Genomic DNA, 16,164 nt, shown 5'->3' on the forward strand with positions numbered 1-16,164 from the left:
GCCTCCGGTCAGGGCAGCAGGTCGTTCGTCGTCGCGGCGGCACCGTCGACCTCGGTCTCGAGCAGCCCGTTGTCGTACATCCAGGCGGCATAGGCGGCCCAGTCGTCGCTCGACTGCGTCCCGAAGCCCTCGGTCGGCAGCAGCGCCAGTGTGGCGCCGACCATCTTCTCCAGCATGACCGGGTCGTAGGAGCCCTTGGTCACCGGTTCGAGTGCGGCAACGGCCTTGGCCGGATCCGCGACGGCGGCCTCCTGTCCCTGCGCGGTGGCGGCGAGGAACCGCTTCACCCGGTCGGCGTAGCCGGCGTCCTCGGCGAGACGCGTCGGGTTGGCGATGATCACGAGCTCGGCATAGTCGGGCACGCCGAACTCGGTGACGGGGACGATGGTGAAGTCGCCCTGCTCGGCCAGCTCCACGCCCTCGATGTTGCGGAACGCCCCGAAGACCGCATCGGCCTGCTTGCTCAGGATCGCCTGGCCCAGGCTCTGCTGGAGGTTGGGCGTGGTGATCGACGCGGGATCGATGCCGGCCTCACGCGCGATGTAGTCCAGGGTGGGCAGCTGGGAGGCGAGGCCGGAGATGCCGACGGTCTTGCCCTCCATGTCCTTGCCCGACGCGATCGGCGCGTCCGACCAGGAGATGACGGAGGTGAGCGCCGTCGGGATCAAGGCGGCCACGGAGACCACATCCAGCCCCTGACTACGGGCGATGAGGGTGTCCGGCTCGTAGCTGATAGCGAGGTCGGCCCGGCCGAGCGAGACCTCCCGGGCCGCGTCCGCCGTGTTCGCCGGCGTGCGGAACTCCGTCGCGATTCGCTGCTCGTCGTAGGCTCCGATGTGCTGCGCCGTGTAGAGGGCGGCGTGGTCAGGGTTCGGCGCCCAGTCCAGGAGCAGCGTCAGCGCCTCCGTCTCCACGTCGCTCACCGACGGGGAGGGCGACGACGATGGCGACGGCGACGAGGGGTCGGCAGGGGTGCCACCCTGGCAGGCCGCGAGCGCGATGGTGCCGGCGGCGAGCAGCGACGCCAGCACGGTGCGGCGTCGAGGGGCGGGTCGACGGGACGACGAGGGGACGGTCATTGCGAGCTCTCTTTCCGGGCGCTGTGCGCCCATGGGCAGATGATGTTTCCGAGGAAGGTGACGACGCCGAGCAGCAGCCCGGCCATGGTGGTCAGGACGATCACCTGGGCGAAGACGAAGTCGGTCTGCATGCGCGGGATGGCCTGCAGCATCAGGTAGCCGATGCCGTCGGTGGCCCCGGTGTACTCGGCGAAGACCGCAGCGACCGGCGCATAGGTGACCGATACGCGCAGGCCGGCGAGGCCGCGGGGCAAGGCGGACGGGAACCGGAGCCGCCAGAACAGGGCGAGGCGTGAGGCGTCGAGGCTGCGCATCGTGGCGACGAGCCGCGGATCCACGTCGCGCACCCCGGCCAGCAGATTGAGCGCGACGGGGAAGAAGCACAGCAGCGCCACCACGATCACCTTCGGCGCGACGCCGTATCCCAGGGAGATCGTGAGCAGCGGACCGATGACCACGACGGGGATCGCCTGCGACAGCACGAGAAGCGGGGTGAGGGCCCTGCCGATCACCGGAAGGAAGCCGTCGAGGGTCACGATGACCAGCGCGGCCACGACCCCGACGGCCAGGCCTGCCACCGTCTCGAGCCCCGTCACCAGGGTGGCGGGACCCAGTCGGTCCGGCCAGGTGGACAGGATCGAGCGCAGCACCGCGTCGGGCGCCGGGATGATGTAGTCGGGGATGGCGTCGCCGGCAGTCATCACCACCCAGAGCGCCAGGAGCAGCCCCACGGTGACGGCCGCGGGCACCACTGCACGCAGAGACCTCACCGCTCGACCCCCGTCCGGTCCATCCCGCGGGATCGGAGAGCACGCAGCACCTCGGCACGCGCCGTGGCGAAAGCGGGATCGGCGACGATCTGCTCCCGACCGCGGTGATCCGAGAACCAGCCGGCGAACTCAGCGGCCTTGGTGGCCGGTTCCCCGTCTTCCACCGAGGCCAGCACGACGACGCGGTCGCCGAGCAGGAGGGCCTCGTCGACATCGTGGGTGACCAGAACGAGCGTGGCCGACGTGCGGGGCAGGGTGGCGCGCAGCCAGTCCTGCATCTCCGCCCTGGTCAGCGCGTCGAGGGCGCCCAACGGCTCGTCGGCAAGGAGAACGGGCTTGTTCACCACCAAGGCCCGGGCGAACGCGGCCCGCTGACGCATCCCGCCGCTGAGCGCGTCGGGACGGTGACCGGCCCATCGGCCCAGGTTCCATTCGTCCAGGATGCGCTCGGCGGCAGCGCGGGCCTCGCGCCTGGCCACTCCACGGTTTCGGAGGCCGACGGCCACGTTGTCCCTCAGCGTGAACCACGGCAGGAGGCTGTCGCCCTGCGGCATCAGCGCGCAGCACGACAAGCGCCCCGCACCCGATGTCTGCCCGAGAACCGAGATCCCGCCTTGGCCCGGTTCCGCAAGACCCGCGATGAGCGTGAGCAAGGTCGACTTGCCGCACCCTGAGCGCCCGACGATGGCCACGTGCTCTCCCACCGCGACGCGCAGATCGACTCCCTGCAGCACGGCATGGCCCCGATCGACGACGCCGCGCCCGCGCGTCGGACCGTAACGGAAGCCGACGCCGTCCAGCACGACGGCATCGCCCTGGGTGTGGGTAGACGGCGGCTCCGCACCGGTTCGCATGAACGACATCCCTCCGCGAGTACTAACTCGATCAGGTATTACGGGTGTCATCTCAGCCCCGAAATGGGGCACCCCGTGTCACAACTACCCGAATAGTACGCCACGGGGACGAGCCCTGCCATCTACGCCCGGATCCAGGCTAGGAGCTCGTCGGGGAGGAACGGTGAGTTAACCCAGGAGGCCGGCGTCGCGAATGCTCATGGCGGCAGACACCCGGTTGTCGGTGCCGAGCTTGACGAAGAGCCTTGTCAGATGGGCTTTGACGGTGGCGAGGCTGAGGTGCAGCCGGCTTCCGATCTGCGCATTGGTGAGCCCCTGGGCCATCAGGATCGCGATCTCGCGCTCCCGCTCGGTCAGCGAGTCGATCGCCGCCGCCGACTCCGGGCTGAGCCGGGTGGACGCGGTGGCGGCCGCGATGACGGTGCTGGTGACGTCGGGAGAGAGGACGGGGTCGCCGCGGTGCACGGCCTTGATGCCTGCGACGAGATCCGCGGGGTCGGTGTCCTTGAGCAGGAAGCCGTTCGCGTGCTGCCGGAGTGCGCGCAGGACGTAGTCGTCGGTGTTGAAAGTGGTCAGCACCAGCACGCGCGGACCCGGGATCCGACGGGCGGCGAGCCTCTCCAGCACGCCGAGGCCGTCCAGGACGGGCATCCGGATGTCCAGCAGCAGGACGTCGGGGGCGAGTTCGCCGATCGCAGCGAGCCCGGCCTCTCCATCCGCGGCTTCGCCGACGACCGTCAGTTCGGGATCGCCGGCGATGATCATCCGCAATCCCGTGCGGACCATCGCGTCGTCGTCGACCAGAAGCACCGAGATCATGATTCATCCTTCCATGGGAGGGTCGCCGCGACGACGAAGTCCCCGCCGATAGGTCCGTAGGACACCGACCCGCCGACGGAGGCGGCCCGTTCGGTGAGTCCGAGCAGGCCGAATCCGCTGCCGGTGCGATCGGGCGCGGCGAGGTCGGCCAGCGGGTTGCTGACGCGCACCTCCAGCTGTGTTCCGGGCTCCCCGGAGATGCTCACCCGCACCGGGGCACCCGGCGCGTGCTTGCGCGCGTTGGTGAGCGCCTCCTGCGCGATGCGGTAGGCGTGCCGCCCCACCCGAGCGGGAACGCGGGAGACGTCGACGTCGATCTCCAGGGCGATCCGCTGATCGTCCTCGAGGTCCGCCACCAGAACGGGCAGCTCGGCGAGCGTCGGCTGCGGCGGTTCCGGTGGCGCATCCGCGCCGCGCAGGGTGGAGAGCACCGCACGCAGCTCGTCGAGCGACTGCTTCACACCCGCCTGGATCAGTCGCGCGGTCTCGCGGGTCTCCTCCGGGCTGAGATCGGTACGGAAGGCCAGCACGCCTGCGTTCATGCTCACCAGGGAGAGCCGGTGGGCGAGCACATCGTGCATCTCTCGAGCGATCCGCTCGCGCTCGGCGAGTTTGGCCTGCTCGATGCGCGCCCATTCGGCCTCTTGCCTGGCGTGCTCGGTCTCCAGCCGGCCTCGCTGCTCGGCTGCGCGAGAGCGCGCCAGCCAACCGATGAGGGTGGCGAAGGCGAGACCGACGACGGCGATGGTGAACTCCACCGTGTGCGGTGTTTCCCACGGGCCGTAGAACGGGCCCGCCAACAGCGAGACCAGCTTCGCGAGGACGAACCAGGCAGCCGCGAGTGCAACCACCCAGGCGCGCCGGGCCCGGCGCGCCACCGATGCCTGCATCCCCAGCGCCGCACCGATGACCCCGGGACTGAAGAACAGCAGGAGGCCGATGCCGATGACGGCGGCGACGGGAACCCGTCTGCGGAACACGAGAAGCACGAGCGCCACGGCGGGGCACGCGATGCTGAGGACGACCATCAGCGGGTCGAGCCGGTGGGCCGTCGGCGCCAGAAGGGGTGTCAGGTAGTACAGCCACATGACCACCGCGGCCGCCCAAACCCCCGTCGATGTCGGGACACCGGCGGGCGGCTGCGCGGGGAAAGGATGGCTGTCGGTCACCTCATCAGCTTAGGATTCGGGCCGACCGAGCGAGTAGCGACCATAGGCTGGATCCGGCCAGCCCATCGGCTATCCGGCCCTCGAGATGAACGAGCCCATCGGCTGGCTCGCACCAGCCTTCCACCCGATGCCGTCGGCCGGGTGGCACCGGTGAACTGTGAGTCATGATCGCTTTCACCCATCTCACCAAGTCCTACAGCGGCAACACCGTTCTCGACGACGTCACCTTCCGGGTGCCGGCCGGCCAGGTGACGGGCTTCCTCGGCCCGAACGGCGCAGGGAAATCCACCGCCATGCGCATCCTCATCGGCCTCGCCGGCGCAGACTCCGGCACCGCTACGATCGACGACCGCCCTTACCGGCAGTGGCCCAACCCGGCCGTGATCGTCGGCTCTCTGCTCGACGCCGATGCCTTCCATCCCGGCCGCAGCGGGCGCGAATCGCTCGTCCTCTCGTGCCTCACCCTCGGTCTTCCCGCCCAGCGCGCCGACGAGGTGCTCGACCTGGTCGGGCTCACCGCCGCCGAGGGGCGTCGTCGCGTGCGCGGCTACTCGCTCGGGATGCGGCAGCGACTCGGCATCGCCCAGGCGCTACTCACCGACCCTCCGGTGCTGGTGCTCGACGAGCCGGCCAACGGCCTCGATCCCCAGGGCCAGCGGTGGCTCGGCGACCTGCTGCGCTCACGGGCCGAGCGAGGCGGGGCGATTCTGCTGTCCAGCCATCAGCTCTCCGAGGTCGAACGCCTAGCCGACCGGCTCGTCGTCATCGCCGATGGCCGGATCGTCGCCGACGACACCCTGGCGTCGCTGCGCGCTGAGCACGGCGACATCACCGAGTTCTACTTCTCCGCCACCGCCCCGCACGACCGCGCCGCCTGACCCACCACTGAAACCCTCAAGAAAGGAACTGATCATGACCATCGCGCCCACCACCGGCACCCGGCGCAGCACCCCGTCGGCCACCGTATCCGCCACCCATAGGGTCTCGACGGCACGACTCTGGGCCGTCGAGCTGCGCAAGCTCGTCGACACGCCCTCGGGTGTCGCCCTCGTCGCCGCCGGCGCCCTGCTGGCGGGCATCTTCGGCGGCGGCGCGGTCCTCTTCATCGACGACGTGACCTACGGTGACGTCGCACGCCTCGCCGGCATCCCGCTTCTCACGCTGCTGCCGGTGCTGGCCATCCTGCTCGCCACGTCGGCGCGCCATCACCGCACCGCCCTCGCCACCTACGCCCTCGTCCCTGCCCGCGGCCGGATTCTCACCGCGCAGGCGCTGGCGGTGATCACCCTCGGCCTGATCGCTGCGGCCCTGACGCTCGTCGCGGCCGCCATCATCACCCCGGTCGGTGGCCTGGTGACCAGCCAACCCGTCCCCTGGACCATCGACGGGGGCAGCCACGGTGCGCTCACCGTCGGCATCGTCCTCGCGGCCCTGTCCGGCTACGCCATCGGCCTCGCCACCGGTCTGGCGCCGGTCGCGATCACCATCGTGCTCGCTTGGCCCCCCATCGCCCTGCTGCTGTCGATCATCCCCACCGCCGCCGACGTGCTGGCCTGGCTCGACGTCAACGCCGTCGCCGCTCTCTCCGACGGGGCCACGGGCGTCGAGGTGGCACGCGTGGCCACCGGCGTCGTCGCGTGGATCCTGGTGCCCGGCGTCGTCGGGGTCGTGCGGGAGCTACGGACGGAGGTGCGATGATGACCGCCCACAGCCTTCCCACGCCGCCCGCCAAGACGCGGCGACGGGTGCTCACGACGCTCCTCGTCGTCCTCGCGGCGATCGCCCTTCTCGCCGGCGGCGCCATCGGGTGGAGTCTCTTCTCGACACGCGCGCAAGGCACGCCTGACGCGACCGAGTTCGCCGAGGCCATCGTGTCGGATGAGATCGCCGTCGCCACCGTCCTCGCCCTGGGCGAGGCGACGCACGGCAACGCCGAGTTCCAGTTCCAGCGCCTCACCCTGGTGCAGAAGCTGCCTCAGTTCCGGGCGATCATGCTCGAAGAGGACTACGGCAACACCGCCCTGGTGGACGCGTTCATCCAGGGCGGCCCCGGCACTGCGGAGGACGCGGCCAAGCGGTTCGGATTCCGCCTCAACCACACCGTCCAGATGGCCGAGCTGCTCCACTGGCTCCACGACCACAACGCCGGCGTGCCCGACGCCGAGCGCATCCGCATCGTCGGCGTCGACACCCAACGCGTGGACGCGTCGAAGGACATCGCCCTCTCCTGGCTCGCCCAGCACGACGAGGCCGCGGCCGAACAACTGCGCGCGCAGCTCGCCGGGTGGACCGATGACAGCGATGCCACGGACGCAGCGACTACGCGTCCCGTCGTCGACGAGCTCGTCGCCGCCGTCGAAGCCACGCCGGAGAGCGACGGACGTGCGCACGCCGTCAACGCCGCCACTGCGCTCAGCCAAGGTCTCGACCTCGCCTCCGCCAGCGACCTGGACTACATCGCGGTGCGAGCTCAGATCATGGCCGCCAACGTCGGCCGCACCGTCGAGGAAGAGGCCGAGCGCGGAAACGAACATTCCTTCCTCTTCGCCCACAACGGCCACGTCGACAAGGCCTCCGCCGCGTTCGCAGCCAAGGATCTCGGCGCTCTCCTCGTCGACGAGTACGGCGACGGCTACCGGGTGATCGGCACCGAGGTGCACCACAGCTCCTTCATCACCGGGCGTGGCGGGGAGCGTTGGGAGGTCTCGCTCACCAACCGCACCCCGCTGCGAGGGATGTTCGACGGCACCGCCGAGGGATACCTCGAGTTCGCCACCGCCGCACCGGAGAACCGGGAGCTGCTGAACAGGCCCGTGCGGATGGCCAGCGCCGGCGAAGGCATGCAGCAATGGCAGGCGTGGATACCGTGGTTCAACTCCGTCGAGATGACGCCGGAGACCAGCTACGACGCGCTGATCCTGGTCGAGAGCGCCACACCGGTGACGCCGCTGTGAGCCCTCGACCGGATGGTCAGCCCGGATCTACAGATCCATCACCACGACGCCGCGACCCTTCATCGAGCCGTCGGTCAGGCGCGCGTAGCCGTCGTTGACGTCGTCCAGGCTGAAGGTCTGGTTCACCACGCCGTCGACATCGATCTCGCCGTTGGCCGCCATGCCGATCACGGCAGGCAGGTCCACTCGGGTTCGGGCGCCGTAAGAGCCGATGATCGACTGGCCGCGTCGCACGGTGCGGTTGATCTCCACCTCGGCCTTCTGCACGCCGGAGCCCAGGCCGATCGGCACCATGCGGCCACCGTCGGCCAGGATGTCGAGGGCGGTGGTCCAGGTCTGGGGACGCCCGAGGGCCTCGAAGGCGACGTTGACGCCCACCCCGCCCGTGAGCGCGAAGACCTTCTCCCGTGGGTTGTCGCGGGTGAGGTTGATCACGTCGGTGGCGCCGAGCTCACGAGCGGCCTCGAGCTTGGCATCGTCGACGTCGATCGCGATCACTTGACGGGCGCCCATCGTCTTGGCGAACTCGATGATCATCGAGCCCACACCACCGGTGGCGACGACGGCGGCGGTCTCGCCGTAGCGCAGATCGGCGCCGCGACGCACGGCACCGTAGGCCGTCATGGCCGCGCAGCCGAGGATGGCGGCGTTGCGCACGTCGAGATTCTCGGGCACGACGGCGACGGAGGTGGCGGGCACCACGCAGTACTCGGCGAGGCCGCCCATGGAGTACATCCAGATCGGGCTGCCGTCGAGATCGGCGAGGCGGGTCTCGCCGTCGTACAGCACGCCCTTCAGACGATTGAGCTCGAAGAAGGGCGCGCACAGGTCGTCGCGGCCCTCCCGGCAGGCGCGGCACTGTCCGCAGGGCATGAGGAAGGCTCCTGCCACCTTCATTCCGACGTCCAGCCCCGGCAGCGTGGTTCCTTCGCCGATCTCGACGATGGTGCCCGCCACCTCGTGGCCGAGCACGCAGGGCGTCGGGAAGGCGATGTGTCCTCCGATGACGTGCAGGTCGGAGTGGCAGAGGCCGCAGGCGCTCACCTTCAGCAGGACTTCGTTGACGCGGGGACGGGGAGTGCGGATCGTTTCGATGCGCAGGGGCCCACCCGGGCTCCTCAGCACCGCTGCTCGCATGGTTTCCGGGATCATGTCACCTCCATAGTTTGTTATGACATTTATATTCTGCACTACTACGTGTTGTACGCCTAGACCTGGGTAGCGCTAACTCTTTGATATTACGAATGGATATAGCGACGCGGTGCGCGCCCGAACAAACTCGGCCACAGCCACGCCCACCCATGAGAAGCTGGGGCATGCTGACTGAATGGGGTGAGCGTCTCAACGTCGACGCCGTCTTGCCTGAGTACCCACGGCCTCAACTGGTGCGCGACTCCTATCTCAACCTCAACGGCATCTGGGACCACGCGTTCACCGACGCCGACGCGCCGCGGCCGTCGGAGTGGGACGGCCCCATCGTCATCCCCTTCTCCCCCGAGGCAGCGCTGTCGGGAGTGAACCGCACCCTCCAACCCGACGAGGCGCTCTGGTATCGCGCCTTCTTCCACCTGCCCGACGACTTCATCCGCAACCGCGTCCTGCTGCACTTCGGGGCGGTCGATCAAGACTGCGAGGTGTGGGTCAACGGGGAGCCGGTCGGTGGCCACTCCGGCGGCTACCTGCCCTTCGCCTTGGACATCACCGACGCGCTGTGGGCCGCCAAGCGCCACGGCCGCACGCACGAACTGACCGTCAAGGTGCGCGACGTCACCGACACCTCCTACCGCTCCCGAGGCAAGCAGACCCTCGACCCCGGCGGGATCTGGTACACCGCGCAGTCGGGCATCTGGCAGACGGTGTGGCTGGAGTCGGTGCCGGAGACCTGGATCAAGGACGTGGTGTTGACGCCGCACCTCGACGACGGCGAGCTGGAGGTCCGCGTCACCGCCGCCGGGGCACCGGCGGGAGACGCCACCGTGGCGGTGCTCGCCGGCGAGAGCATCGTCGGCCTGACCGCGCTCACCCCGGGCAGCACCGCCCGGATCCCGATCGACGACGTGCACCCCTGGTCTCCGGAGGATCCGTATCTCTACGACGTCGAGGTGCGGCTGGCGGACGACCAGGTGCGCTCGTACGTCGGCATGCGGTCGTTCGGCCTCGGGCCCAATAAAGACGGCCGTACGCAATTGCTGCTGAACAGCGAGCCCTACCTGCACGCAGGGCTGCTCGACCAGGGCTACTGGCCCGACGGGCTGTACACGCCCCCGTCGGACGAGGCCATGGTGCACGACATCCAGACCGCCAAGGATCTGGGCTTCACCGTGCTGCGCAAGCACATCAAGATCGAGCCGCTGCGCTGGTATCACCATTGCGACCGGCTCGGGATGCTGGTGTGGCAAGACCTGGTCAGCGGCGGGGAGACGCCGTCGCGCTTGGTGGTGAGCGCTCCCGCCGTGACGAGACTCCGACTCAACGACTCCCGCTACCGGCGCTTCGGTCGCGACGACCCCGCTGGCCGAGAGGAGTTCTACCGCGAGCTGGAGGGCACCGTCGCGCTGCTTCGTTCGGTGCCGAGCCTGGCTCTGTGGGTGCCGTTCAACGAGGGCTGGGGCCAGTTCGACGCCAAGGAGGCGACGCGGAGGCTCCGTGCGCTCGACCCGACCCGCCCGATCGACCACGCGTCGGGGTGGCACGACCAAGGAGCCGGCGATCTCGCCAGCCGTCACGTCTACTTCCGGACCTACCGACTCTCCGACGCCGATGCCGACGATCCCCGCGCCGCGGCGCTCACCGAGTACGGTGGCTATTCGCTCCCCGTCGAGGGCCATACCTGGTCTGACAAGGAGTTCGGCTATCGCCGCTACACCGACCGCACGGCCTTGGAACTCGGCTTCCTGAGACTGCAGCACGCCGAGATCGGGCCCGCCATCGATCGAGGCCTGGCGGCTTTCGTCTACACGCAGTTGGTGGACGTGGAGGAGGAGACGAACGGCCTGCTCACCTACGACCGACGCATACTCAAGCTCGACCCCGAGCAGGTACGCACCTCCAACCGACGGCTGCGGCAGCGCCATGCTGCGGCGTGCGGTGCGGGGCTGGCGCCCCAGGAGGTGCTCGAGCGCGAGATCAGCGCTCCCGTCTCACTCACCCTCACCGACGGCCGGCTGAACCCGGAGGCGATCGGTTGGACGCGGACACCGTTGATCCGCACCGACGGCATCGGCCACGGACGACGAGGGCGAGGTCGCAACAAACGATGGGAGTACTGGGCCGTCACCACCCCAACGCACATCGTCGCCCTGGTGCTCTCCGACCTCGAATACGCGGCGGTGCATGGGCTGTGGGTGCTGGACAGGGCCACCGGCGAGGCCGTCTCGCACGACGCCATCAGCGCCTTGGGACGCAGCATCTCCCTGCCAGGAACACTCGGCGAAGGCCCTTGTCGCGGCCGGACAAGACAGGTGAGCATCGCCATCGACGAGGTCGCCGGCGGCACCCGGATCCGAGGCCGCGGCGCCCGGATCGTGTTCGACATCGTCGCCGAGCGGCCCGAGGGCCACGAGAGCCTCGGCGTCGTGGTGCCCTGGACCGACACGCTATTCCAGTACACGGTCAAGGACGTGGCTCGGCCCGCACGCGGCACGATCTGGCTCGACGGCGTCGCCTACGACGTGCCCGCCGGCGAGTCCTTCGCGACGCTCGACCACGGTCGCGGCCGCTGGCGGTACTCGATGCACTGGAATTGGGGCGCCGGTTCCGGGGTCGTCGACGGGAGAGTGCTCGGCATCCAGCTGGGAGGCAAATGGACCGACGGCACAGGCAGCGTCGAGAACGCCCTCGTCGTCGACGGCCGGCTCAGCAAGATCTCGGAGGAGTTGGTCTGGGACTACGACCCCGAGAACTGGCTCGCCCCCTGGACGGTGCGCGGCTCTACCGTCGATCTTGTGTTCACGCCGTTCCACCTGAAGCGCTCGGCGACCGACCTGAAGGTCTTCTCGTCACACACCCACCAGTGCTTCGGCCACTGGTCGGGCGTCGTCGACGACGAGAACGGAACCCCTGTCCGCGTGGAAGGCCTCACCGGCTGGGCCGAAGACGTCCGCAACCGCTGGTAACCCCATCCACCCGCTCTAAGACAGGGGATCAAGCCACCCTCTAAGACACCGAACCACCCGACCCTCCCCAACACACGGAACCCACTCACGCTCTTCGAGGTGCGAGGCCGCCTGCGGCCGAGCCTCGAGGAGAGCGACCGCCAGCCGAAGAGGCTGAGTCGTGTGGAGAGACCACGCTCTTCGAGGTGCGGAGCGCAGCGGAGCCTCGAGGAGAGCGACCGCCAGCCGAACGCTCAGCCCGACACCGTGATCGGGTTCCTGCGGACTCTCACGCTGGGTCTTTTCGAGGCTCGCTAGCGCTCGCACCTCAAAGACCGTGAAGTCACATCTCTCTCCTCGAAGAGCGACATCCCCCCTCACGCTCTTCGAGGTGCGGAGGCGCTGGGCGAGGAACGAGCCCCAAAAAGCCGTAGCCTCGAGGAGAGCCAGCTGGCAGCCGAAGAACCAAGTCGTGTGGAAGATGAGGTTCGCGAGTGGGTGTGGTGGGCGTAAAAGCCGTGAGCCCGCGCGAAGCGCCGTGAGGCGGCCGGCGGCGGGCACTTCGAGGCTCGCTTCGCTCGCACCTCAGCAACCGCGACCCCATCCGGAACACGACGAACCCCACCACAGTTCCCGACCACAAGCCCCTCAGACGCGGTCACGCTCTCCTCGAGGCTCGGCCGCAGGCGGCCTCGCACCTCGAAGAGCGTGGGTTGGAGCACCGCCGAGAGCACAGAGGCGAGGACCACCCGGAACACAGAGGCGAAGACACCACCGAGGGCGTGGACGCGATTCGCCTCGAAGAGCGTCAGATGGCTTTACCTATTTATCGACAAAACTACTTAACTCTTAACTGCTAAATAGCTATACGTCCACCGTTGTGCCGTCGAGGATGGCCATGATGCGGTCCAGATCCTCTCCGGTGGCGAACTCGATGGTGATGCGGCCCTTGTTGCGGCCGATATCCACCTTCACCCTGGTATCGAACTGATCGCTCAACTGACGTGAGAGCGTGCGCTCCTGATCGGACGGCTGCCGAGGGCCTCGAACGATCCGGGTCTTCTGGCCGCGCTGCGCCAGCGCCACTAGTTCTTCCGTGGTGCGCACCGACAGACCCTCAGCGATGATGCGTTGCGCCAGCTCCTCCTGCTCCTTGGGGTCGCTCAAGCCGAGCAGCGCCCGTGCGTGCCCCGCGGAGATCACACCGGCGGCCAGGCGGAGCTGCACCTTCGGGGGCAGGTTCAGCAAGCGCAGGGTGTTGCTGATCTGGGGACGTGAGCGATGGATCCGCTTGGACAGTTCGTCTTGTGTGCAGGCGAAATCGTCGAGGAGCTGACGGTAGGCGTTGGCTTCCTCAATCGGGTTGAGGTCGGCCCGATGCAGGTTCTCAAGCAGTGCGTCGCGCAGGAGGGCGTCGTCGTCCGTGGTTCGGATGATCGCCGGGATAGCCTCCTTCCCGGCACGCTCGCTGGCGCGAAGCCGCCTCTCGCCCATGACGAGTTCATAGGCGCCGCGTCCCACCTCTCGCACAACGACGGGCTGCAGCACGCCGAACTCGCGGATCGACTCCGCGAGTTCCGCCAGATCGTCCTCGTCGAAGTTCGTGCGCGGTTGCTTGGGATTGGGCTGAATAGAGGAGAGCGGGATCTCCATGAAGCGGGCCCCAGCGATCTCGGGAACCTCCGGCACATCGTCGGTTCTGGCGAACAGATCACCCAGACCCTTGCCCAGACCTCCTTGTCGTGCGGCTGCCATCACTCCTCCATCCTGTCGGCGCGGAACGCGATCTCGGTGGCGACCGCGATATATGCGGAAGCGCCGTCTGACTTGGGTTGATACGTGACGACGCTCTGCGCGAAGCTCGGTGCCTCGGCGACGCGCACGCTGCGGGGAATCGACGTCTCCAACGTCTCGCGCGGGAAGTGGGCCCGTACCTCAGCGGAGACCTCCTTCGCAAGGTTGGTCCTCCGGTCGAACATCGTGAGGAGGATCGTCGAGAGCTCAAGATCGGTGTTGAGGTTGGCTTTCACGCGCCGGATCGTGTCCATGAGCGCGGTGACGCCCTCCAGGGCGTAGTACTCGCACTGGATCGGCACGATCAGCTCCGTCGCAGCAACGAGCGCGTTGAGCGTGAGTAGGCCGAGCGACGGCGGGCAGTCGATAAAGACGTAGTCGACGCCCGACTGCTCGATATACCGGTCGAGAGCATCCTTGAGTCGGTGTTCCCGGCCCGAGATATTGACCAGTTCCAGCTCCGCGGCAGCGAGATCGATGGTCGCCGGAAGAACATGCAGATTGGGGCTGTGGTTCGACCGCTGAGCGTGCGCAGCGATCTCGTCGCCGTCGATCAGCACTTCATAGGTGCCCTTTGTGCCCTGCGGGTGATCGACGCCCAACGCCGTCGACGCGTTGGCTTGGGGATCGTTGTCGATGACCAGGACGTTGAGCCCACCCAGCGCCAGCGCCATGCCAACGTTGACCGCAGTCGTCGTCTTCCCTACGCCGCCCTTCTGGTTGGCGACGACGAAGACGCGGGTCTTCTTCGGGCGAGGCAGACGCTCGGCGTTAAGCGGAACGGTGGTCTCGCTGTATTCGTCGCCATAGTCCTGTAGTGGATCCCCGTGCTCGGGCACGTCATGTAGTGCTCGTTTCGGCCCTTGTGGCGTTCGAATCAGCGTTTCACGTGAAACGTTGCGGTGATCCTTCCAGAACTCCACGTCGTCGGCCGGCACGGTCGGTGTGTCCTGTGCAGGTTTGCGTCGGCGGAAGAACAGCGCCATCAAGCCTCCTTGTTAGGTCGCAGCGAAGCCACTCTACCGAAGTTCCGCACAACACCGGCGGGGCCCGACGGCGGGTCTCCGAGTTCGCACCACGACAGTCCCGGAGTCGGGCGGATGTTTCACGTGAAACACTCCACCCCACGGGCGAGTCGCCTCTCGCTACGAAAGAACCCTGGATAACCATCCGCTCTCTTTGAGGTGCGGAGCGCAGCGGAGCCTCGAAAAGAGCCGACACGCCTCTGGGTTGAGATCTATCCGCTAGTTGCCAGCTAGGTCGAACCTCACCGACCGTCAGGGAGTGGCCACGAAAGGCCCCGCTAACGAAACCTCTTACCTTTTCTGGGACGACCATCCCGGAAAGCTCGAAAAGAGCCGGCGTGAGGTCAACCGGCTGCCGACTGAGTCGCTTCGAGGTAACTACGTCGCACCTCGCGGACCGCCGAAGGGAGAAGATGTAAGGACGGCGCCTGTTACGAAACCACTTCGCTTTCTGCCTCCACCGCCCCTTGGGAATCTCGAAAAGAGTCAGCGCAGGCTGTGGCGGGCACTTGTTCTTCGGCTGCCGGGTGGGTCGTTTCGAACCTCGGAAGCTCGCACCGGCGACTACGCTCTTTGAGGTGCGGAGCGCAGCGGAGCCTCGAAAAGAGCCAACGCGACCTTTTGGATGATTCTGTTGTTTGGCGTGCGAGTCTGTTGTGAAAACGCGATGGTGTCTAGGGGCCTCTTGTCGGGTTCTTGTGGATTCTCGGGCTTGGTCTCCTCGAGGCTCGGCCGCGGGCGGCCTCGCACCTCGAAGACCGTGAAGTGAGATCACGCTCTTTGAGGTGCGGAGCGCAGCGGAGCCTCGACAATTGGGACTAGGGCGGAGCACGAACGACGCTCTTTGAGGTGCGGAGCGCAGCGGAGCCTCGAAAAGAGCGAACCGCGGTCGGTGACCCCCGTTCAGGTATATGTCTGGCCCCCTGCGGGCACAGAGGCCACTCATGCTCAATCGACTCCGACGCTGAGGAGAATGCAAAACTCTACGATCCACAAGGCGCTCTGTGGGCCCAACCGTGACGTTTCCCCTAGTGAGCGACGTTTCGCTAATGTGCGACGGGGAGGTCTCGAGAAGGCGCCGTTCACTCACGGGCGGAAACTCGTCATCTCAGTCGGCCGGTGCGGTGGTCGAGATCGGCTCTCCGTCATCGGCTCCTAACAGCCAGGCTATCCACCTTCTCCACAGCCTTATCCACAACCTAGGAACATCGTGACAAAAGAACGCCTGCCACAACTATCACGGGTGTATGCCCTGGACTTACATGCTTGAATGCGCTGACGGCTCCTACTACGTAGGTAGCACGTGGCACCTGGAACAACGAGTAGACGACCACAACTCCGGCAAGGGAGCCAAGTACACGTCCCGCCGGCTCCCCGTACGTTTGGTATGGGCCGAGCACTTCGACAGCATGCTCGAGGCGTATGCGCTGGAACGCAAGCTGCACGGATGGGGGCGCACCAAACGTCAGGCTCTCATCGCCGGCCGACTCGACCTGCTGGGCGTTCTCGGAAGCAGAGCAAGGCAGCGGTCAGCACTCAAGCAGGAGGCCTTAGATGCGCTGGCTGACCAGTTCCAGCAGCCGCCTCCGTCTGTGCTCTAGGGGGC

13 protein-coding genes and 1 riboswitch are annotated in these 16,164 nt (G+C 67.6%); of the genes, 5 read left to right on the forward strand and 8 right to left on the reverse strand.

Annotated elements, in window-relative coordinates; genetic code table 11:
• Nucleotides 1-8: 8 nt before the first annotated feature.
• The 5 genes from P0D62_RS07010 to P0D62_RS07030 form a co-directional block, all read right to left on the reverse strand.
• Nucleotides 9-1,079 carry an ABC transporter substrate-binding protein gene (locus tag P0D62_RS07010; protein ID WP_275701914.1) on the reverse strand — a complete coding sequence of 357 codons (1,071 nt, stop codon included), beginning with the start codon at nucleotides 1,077-1,079 and terminating at the stop codon, nucleotides 9-11.
• Complete coding sequence (locus tag P0D62_RS07015; RefSeq protein ID WP_275701915.1) at nucleotides 1,076-1,849, reverse strand: ABC transporter permease; 774 nt, start codon at nucleotides 1,847-1,849, stop codon at nucleotides 1,076-1,078. Before P0D62_RS07015 ends, P0D62_RS07010 begins: the two co-directional genes overlap by 4 nt.
• Nucleotides 1,846-2,703, reverse strand: a complete 858-nt coding sequence (locus P0D62_RS07020) for an ABC transporter ATP-binding protein (RefSeq protein ID WP_275701916.1) — start codon at nucleotides 2,701-2,703, stop codon at nucleotides 1,846-1,848. Before P0D62_RS07020 ends, P0D62_RS07015 begins: the two co-directional genes overlap by 4 nt.
• Nucleotides 2,695-2,789: riboswitch (TPP riboswitch) on the reverse strand. Its footprint overlaps the gene before it by 9 nt.
• Before the next feature lie 82 nt (nucleotides 2,790-2,871).
• Nucleotides 2,872-3,522 carry a response regulator gene (locus tag P0D62_RS07025; protein WP_275701917.1) on the reverse strand — a complete coding sequence of 217 codons (651 nt, stop codon included), beginning with the start codon at nucleotides 3,520-3,522 and terminating at the stop codon, nucleotides 2,872-2,874.
• Nucleotides 3,519-4,691, reverse strand: coding sequence for a sensor histidine kinase (locus P0D62_RS07030; RefSeq protein ID WP_275701918.1), 1,173 nt, complete (start codon nucleotides 4,689-4,691; stop codon nucleotides 3,519-3,521). Before P0D62_RS07030 ends, P0D62_RS07025 begins: the two co-directional genes overlap by 4 nt.
• 164 nt (nucleotides 4,692-4,855) lie before the next feature.
• On the opposite strand from P0D62_RS07030, the gene P0D62_RS07035 reads away from it, so the two are divergent.
• Genes P0D62_RS07035 through P0D62_RS07045 form a run of 3 tightly spaced genes read left to right on the forward strand, consistent with a single transcriptional unit; the run spans nucleotide 4,856 to nucleotide 7,645 of the window.
• Nucleotides 4,856-5,569 carry an ATP-binding cassette domain-containing protein gene (locus P0D62_RS07035; RefSeq protein ID WP_275701919.1) on the forward strand — a complete coding sequence of 238 codons (714 nt, stop codon included), beginning with the start codon at nucleotides 4,856-4,858 and terminating at the stop codon, nucleotides 5,567-5,569.
• 34 nt (nucleotides 5,570-5,603) lie between these two features.
• Nucleotides 5,604-6,389, forward strand: coding sequence for a hypothetical protein (locus P0D62_RS07040; RefSeq protein ID WP_275701920.1), 786 nt, complete (start codon nucleotides 5,604-5,606; stop codon nucleotides 6,387-6,389).
• On the forward strand, nucleotides 6,386-7,645 hold the full coding sequence (locus tag P0D62_RS07045; RefSeq protein WP_275701921.1) for an erythromycin esterase family protein: 1,260 nt from the start codon (nucleotides 6,386-6,388) through the stop codon (nucleotides 7,643-7,645). Before P0D62_RS07040 ends, P0D62_RS07045 begins: the two co-directional genes overlap by 4 nt.
• Before the next feature lie 27 nt (nucleotides 7,646-7,672).
• Here P0D62_RS07045 and P0D62_RS07050 read toward each other — a convergent pair whose 3' ends face one another.
• Entirely contained in the window at nucleotides 7,673-8,797 is a 1,125-nt protein-coding gene (locus P0D62_RS07050) for a zinc-binding dehydrogenase (protein WP_275701922.1), read from the reverse strand.
• A 164-nt stretch (nucleotides 8,798-8,961) separates the two neighbouring features.
• Between P0D62_RS07050 and P0D62_RS07055 the strand changes: the two genes are divergently transcribed.
• Nucleotides 8,962-11,760 (forward strand): DUF2804 family protein, encoded by a 2,799-nt coding sequence (locus P0D62_RS07055; RefSeq protein WP_275701923.1) that lies wholly within the window; start codon nucleotides 8,962-8,964, stop codon nucleotides 11,758-11,760.
• An 843-nt stretch (nucleotides 11,761-12,603) separates the two neighbouring features.
• Here P0D62_RS07055 and P0D62_RS07060 read toward each other — a convergent pair.
• Together P0D62_RS07060 and P0D62_RS07065 are read right to left on the reverse strand one after the other, a co-directional pair.
• On the reverse strand, nucleotides 12,604-13,494 hold the full coding sequence (locus P0D62_RS07060; protein WP_275701924.1) for a ParB/RepB/Spo0J family partition protein: 891 nt from the start codon (nucleotides 13,492-13,494) through the stop codon (nucleotides 12,604-12,606).
• Complete coding sequence (locus P0D62_RS07065) at nucleotides 13,494-14,372, reverse strand: ParA family protein (RefSeq protein ID WP_275701925.1); 879 nt, start codon at nucleotides 14,370-14,372, stop codon at nucleotides 13,494-13,496. Before P0D62_RS07065 ends, P0D62_RS07060 begins: the two co-directional genes overlap by 1 nt.
• 1,433 nt (nucleotides 14,373-15,805) lie before the next feature.
• On the opposite strand from P0D62_RS07065, the gene P0D62_RS07070 reads away from it, so the two are divergent.
• The gene (locus P0D62_RS07070) at nucleotides 15,806-16,159 is read left to right on the forward strand and encodes a GIY-YIG nuclease family protein (RefSeq protein WP_275701926.1); all 354 of its coding nucleotides are present in this window, start codon (nucleotides 15,806-15,808) and stop codon (nucleotides 16,157-16,159) included.
• Nucleotides 16,160-16,164 lie beyond the last annotated feature (5 nt).

Origin of the sequence: Tessaracoccus caeni (assembly GCF_029211185.1) — a bacterium.
In the GTDB taxonomy this organism is placed as follows: domain Bacteria; phylum Actinomycetota; class Actinomycetes; order Propionibacteriales; family Propionibacteriaceae; genus Arachnia; species Arachnia caeni.

Coding starts and splice junctions, on each gene's coding strand:
- P0D62_RS07010 (WP_275701914.1), bottom strand. CDS start 1,079: ATGACCGTCCCCTCGTCGTCCCGTCGACCCGCCCCTCGACGCCGCACC.
- P0D62_RS07020 (WP_275701916.1), bottom strand. CDS start 2,703: ATGCGAACCGGTGCGGAGCCGCCGTCTACCCACACCCAGGGCGATGCC.
- P0D62_RS07025 (WP_275701917.1), bottom strand. CDS start 3,522: ATGATCTCGGTGCTTCTGGTCGACGACGACGCGATGGTCCGCACGGGA.
- P0D62_RS07035 (WP_275701919.1), top strand. CDS start 4,856: ATGATCGCTTTCACCCATCTCACCAAGTCCTACAGCGGCAACACCGTT.
- P0D62_RS07040 (WP_275701920.1), top strand. CDS start 5,604: ATGACCATCGCGCCCACCACCGGCACCCGGCGCAGCACCCCGTCGGCC.
- P0D62_RS07045 (WP_275701921.1), top strand. CDS start 6,386: ATGATGACCGCCCACAGCCTTCCCACGCCGCCCGCCAAGACGCGGCGA.
- P0D62_RS07050 (WP_275701922.1), bottom strand. CDS start 8,797: ATGATCCCGGAAACCATGCGAGCAGCGGTGCTGAGGAGCCCGGGTGGG.
- P0D62_RS07055 (WP_275701923.1), top strand. CDS start 8,962: ATGCTGACTGAATGGGGTGAGCGTCTCAACGTCGACGCCGTCTTGCCT.
- P0D62_RS07060 (WP_275701924.1), bottom strand. CDS start 13,494: ATGGCAGCCGCACGACAAGGAGGTCTGGGCAAGGGTCTGGGTGATCTG.
- P0D62_RS07070 (WP_275701926.1), top strand. CDS start 15,806: ATGCCCTGGACTTACATGCTTGAATGCGCTGACGGCTCCTACTACGTA.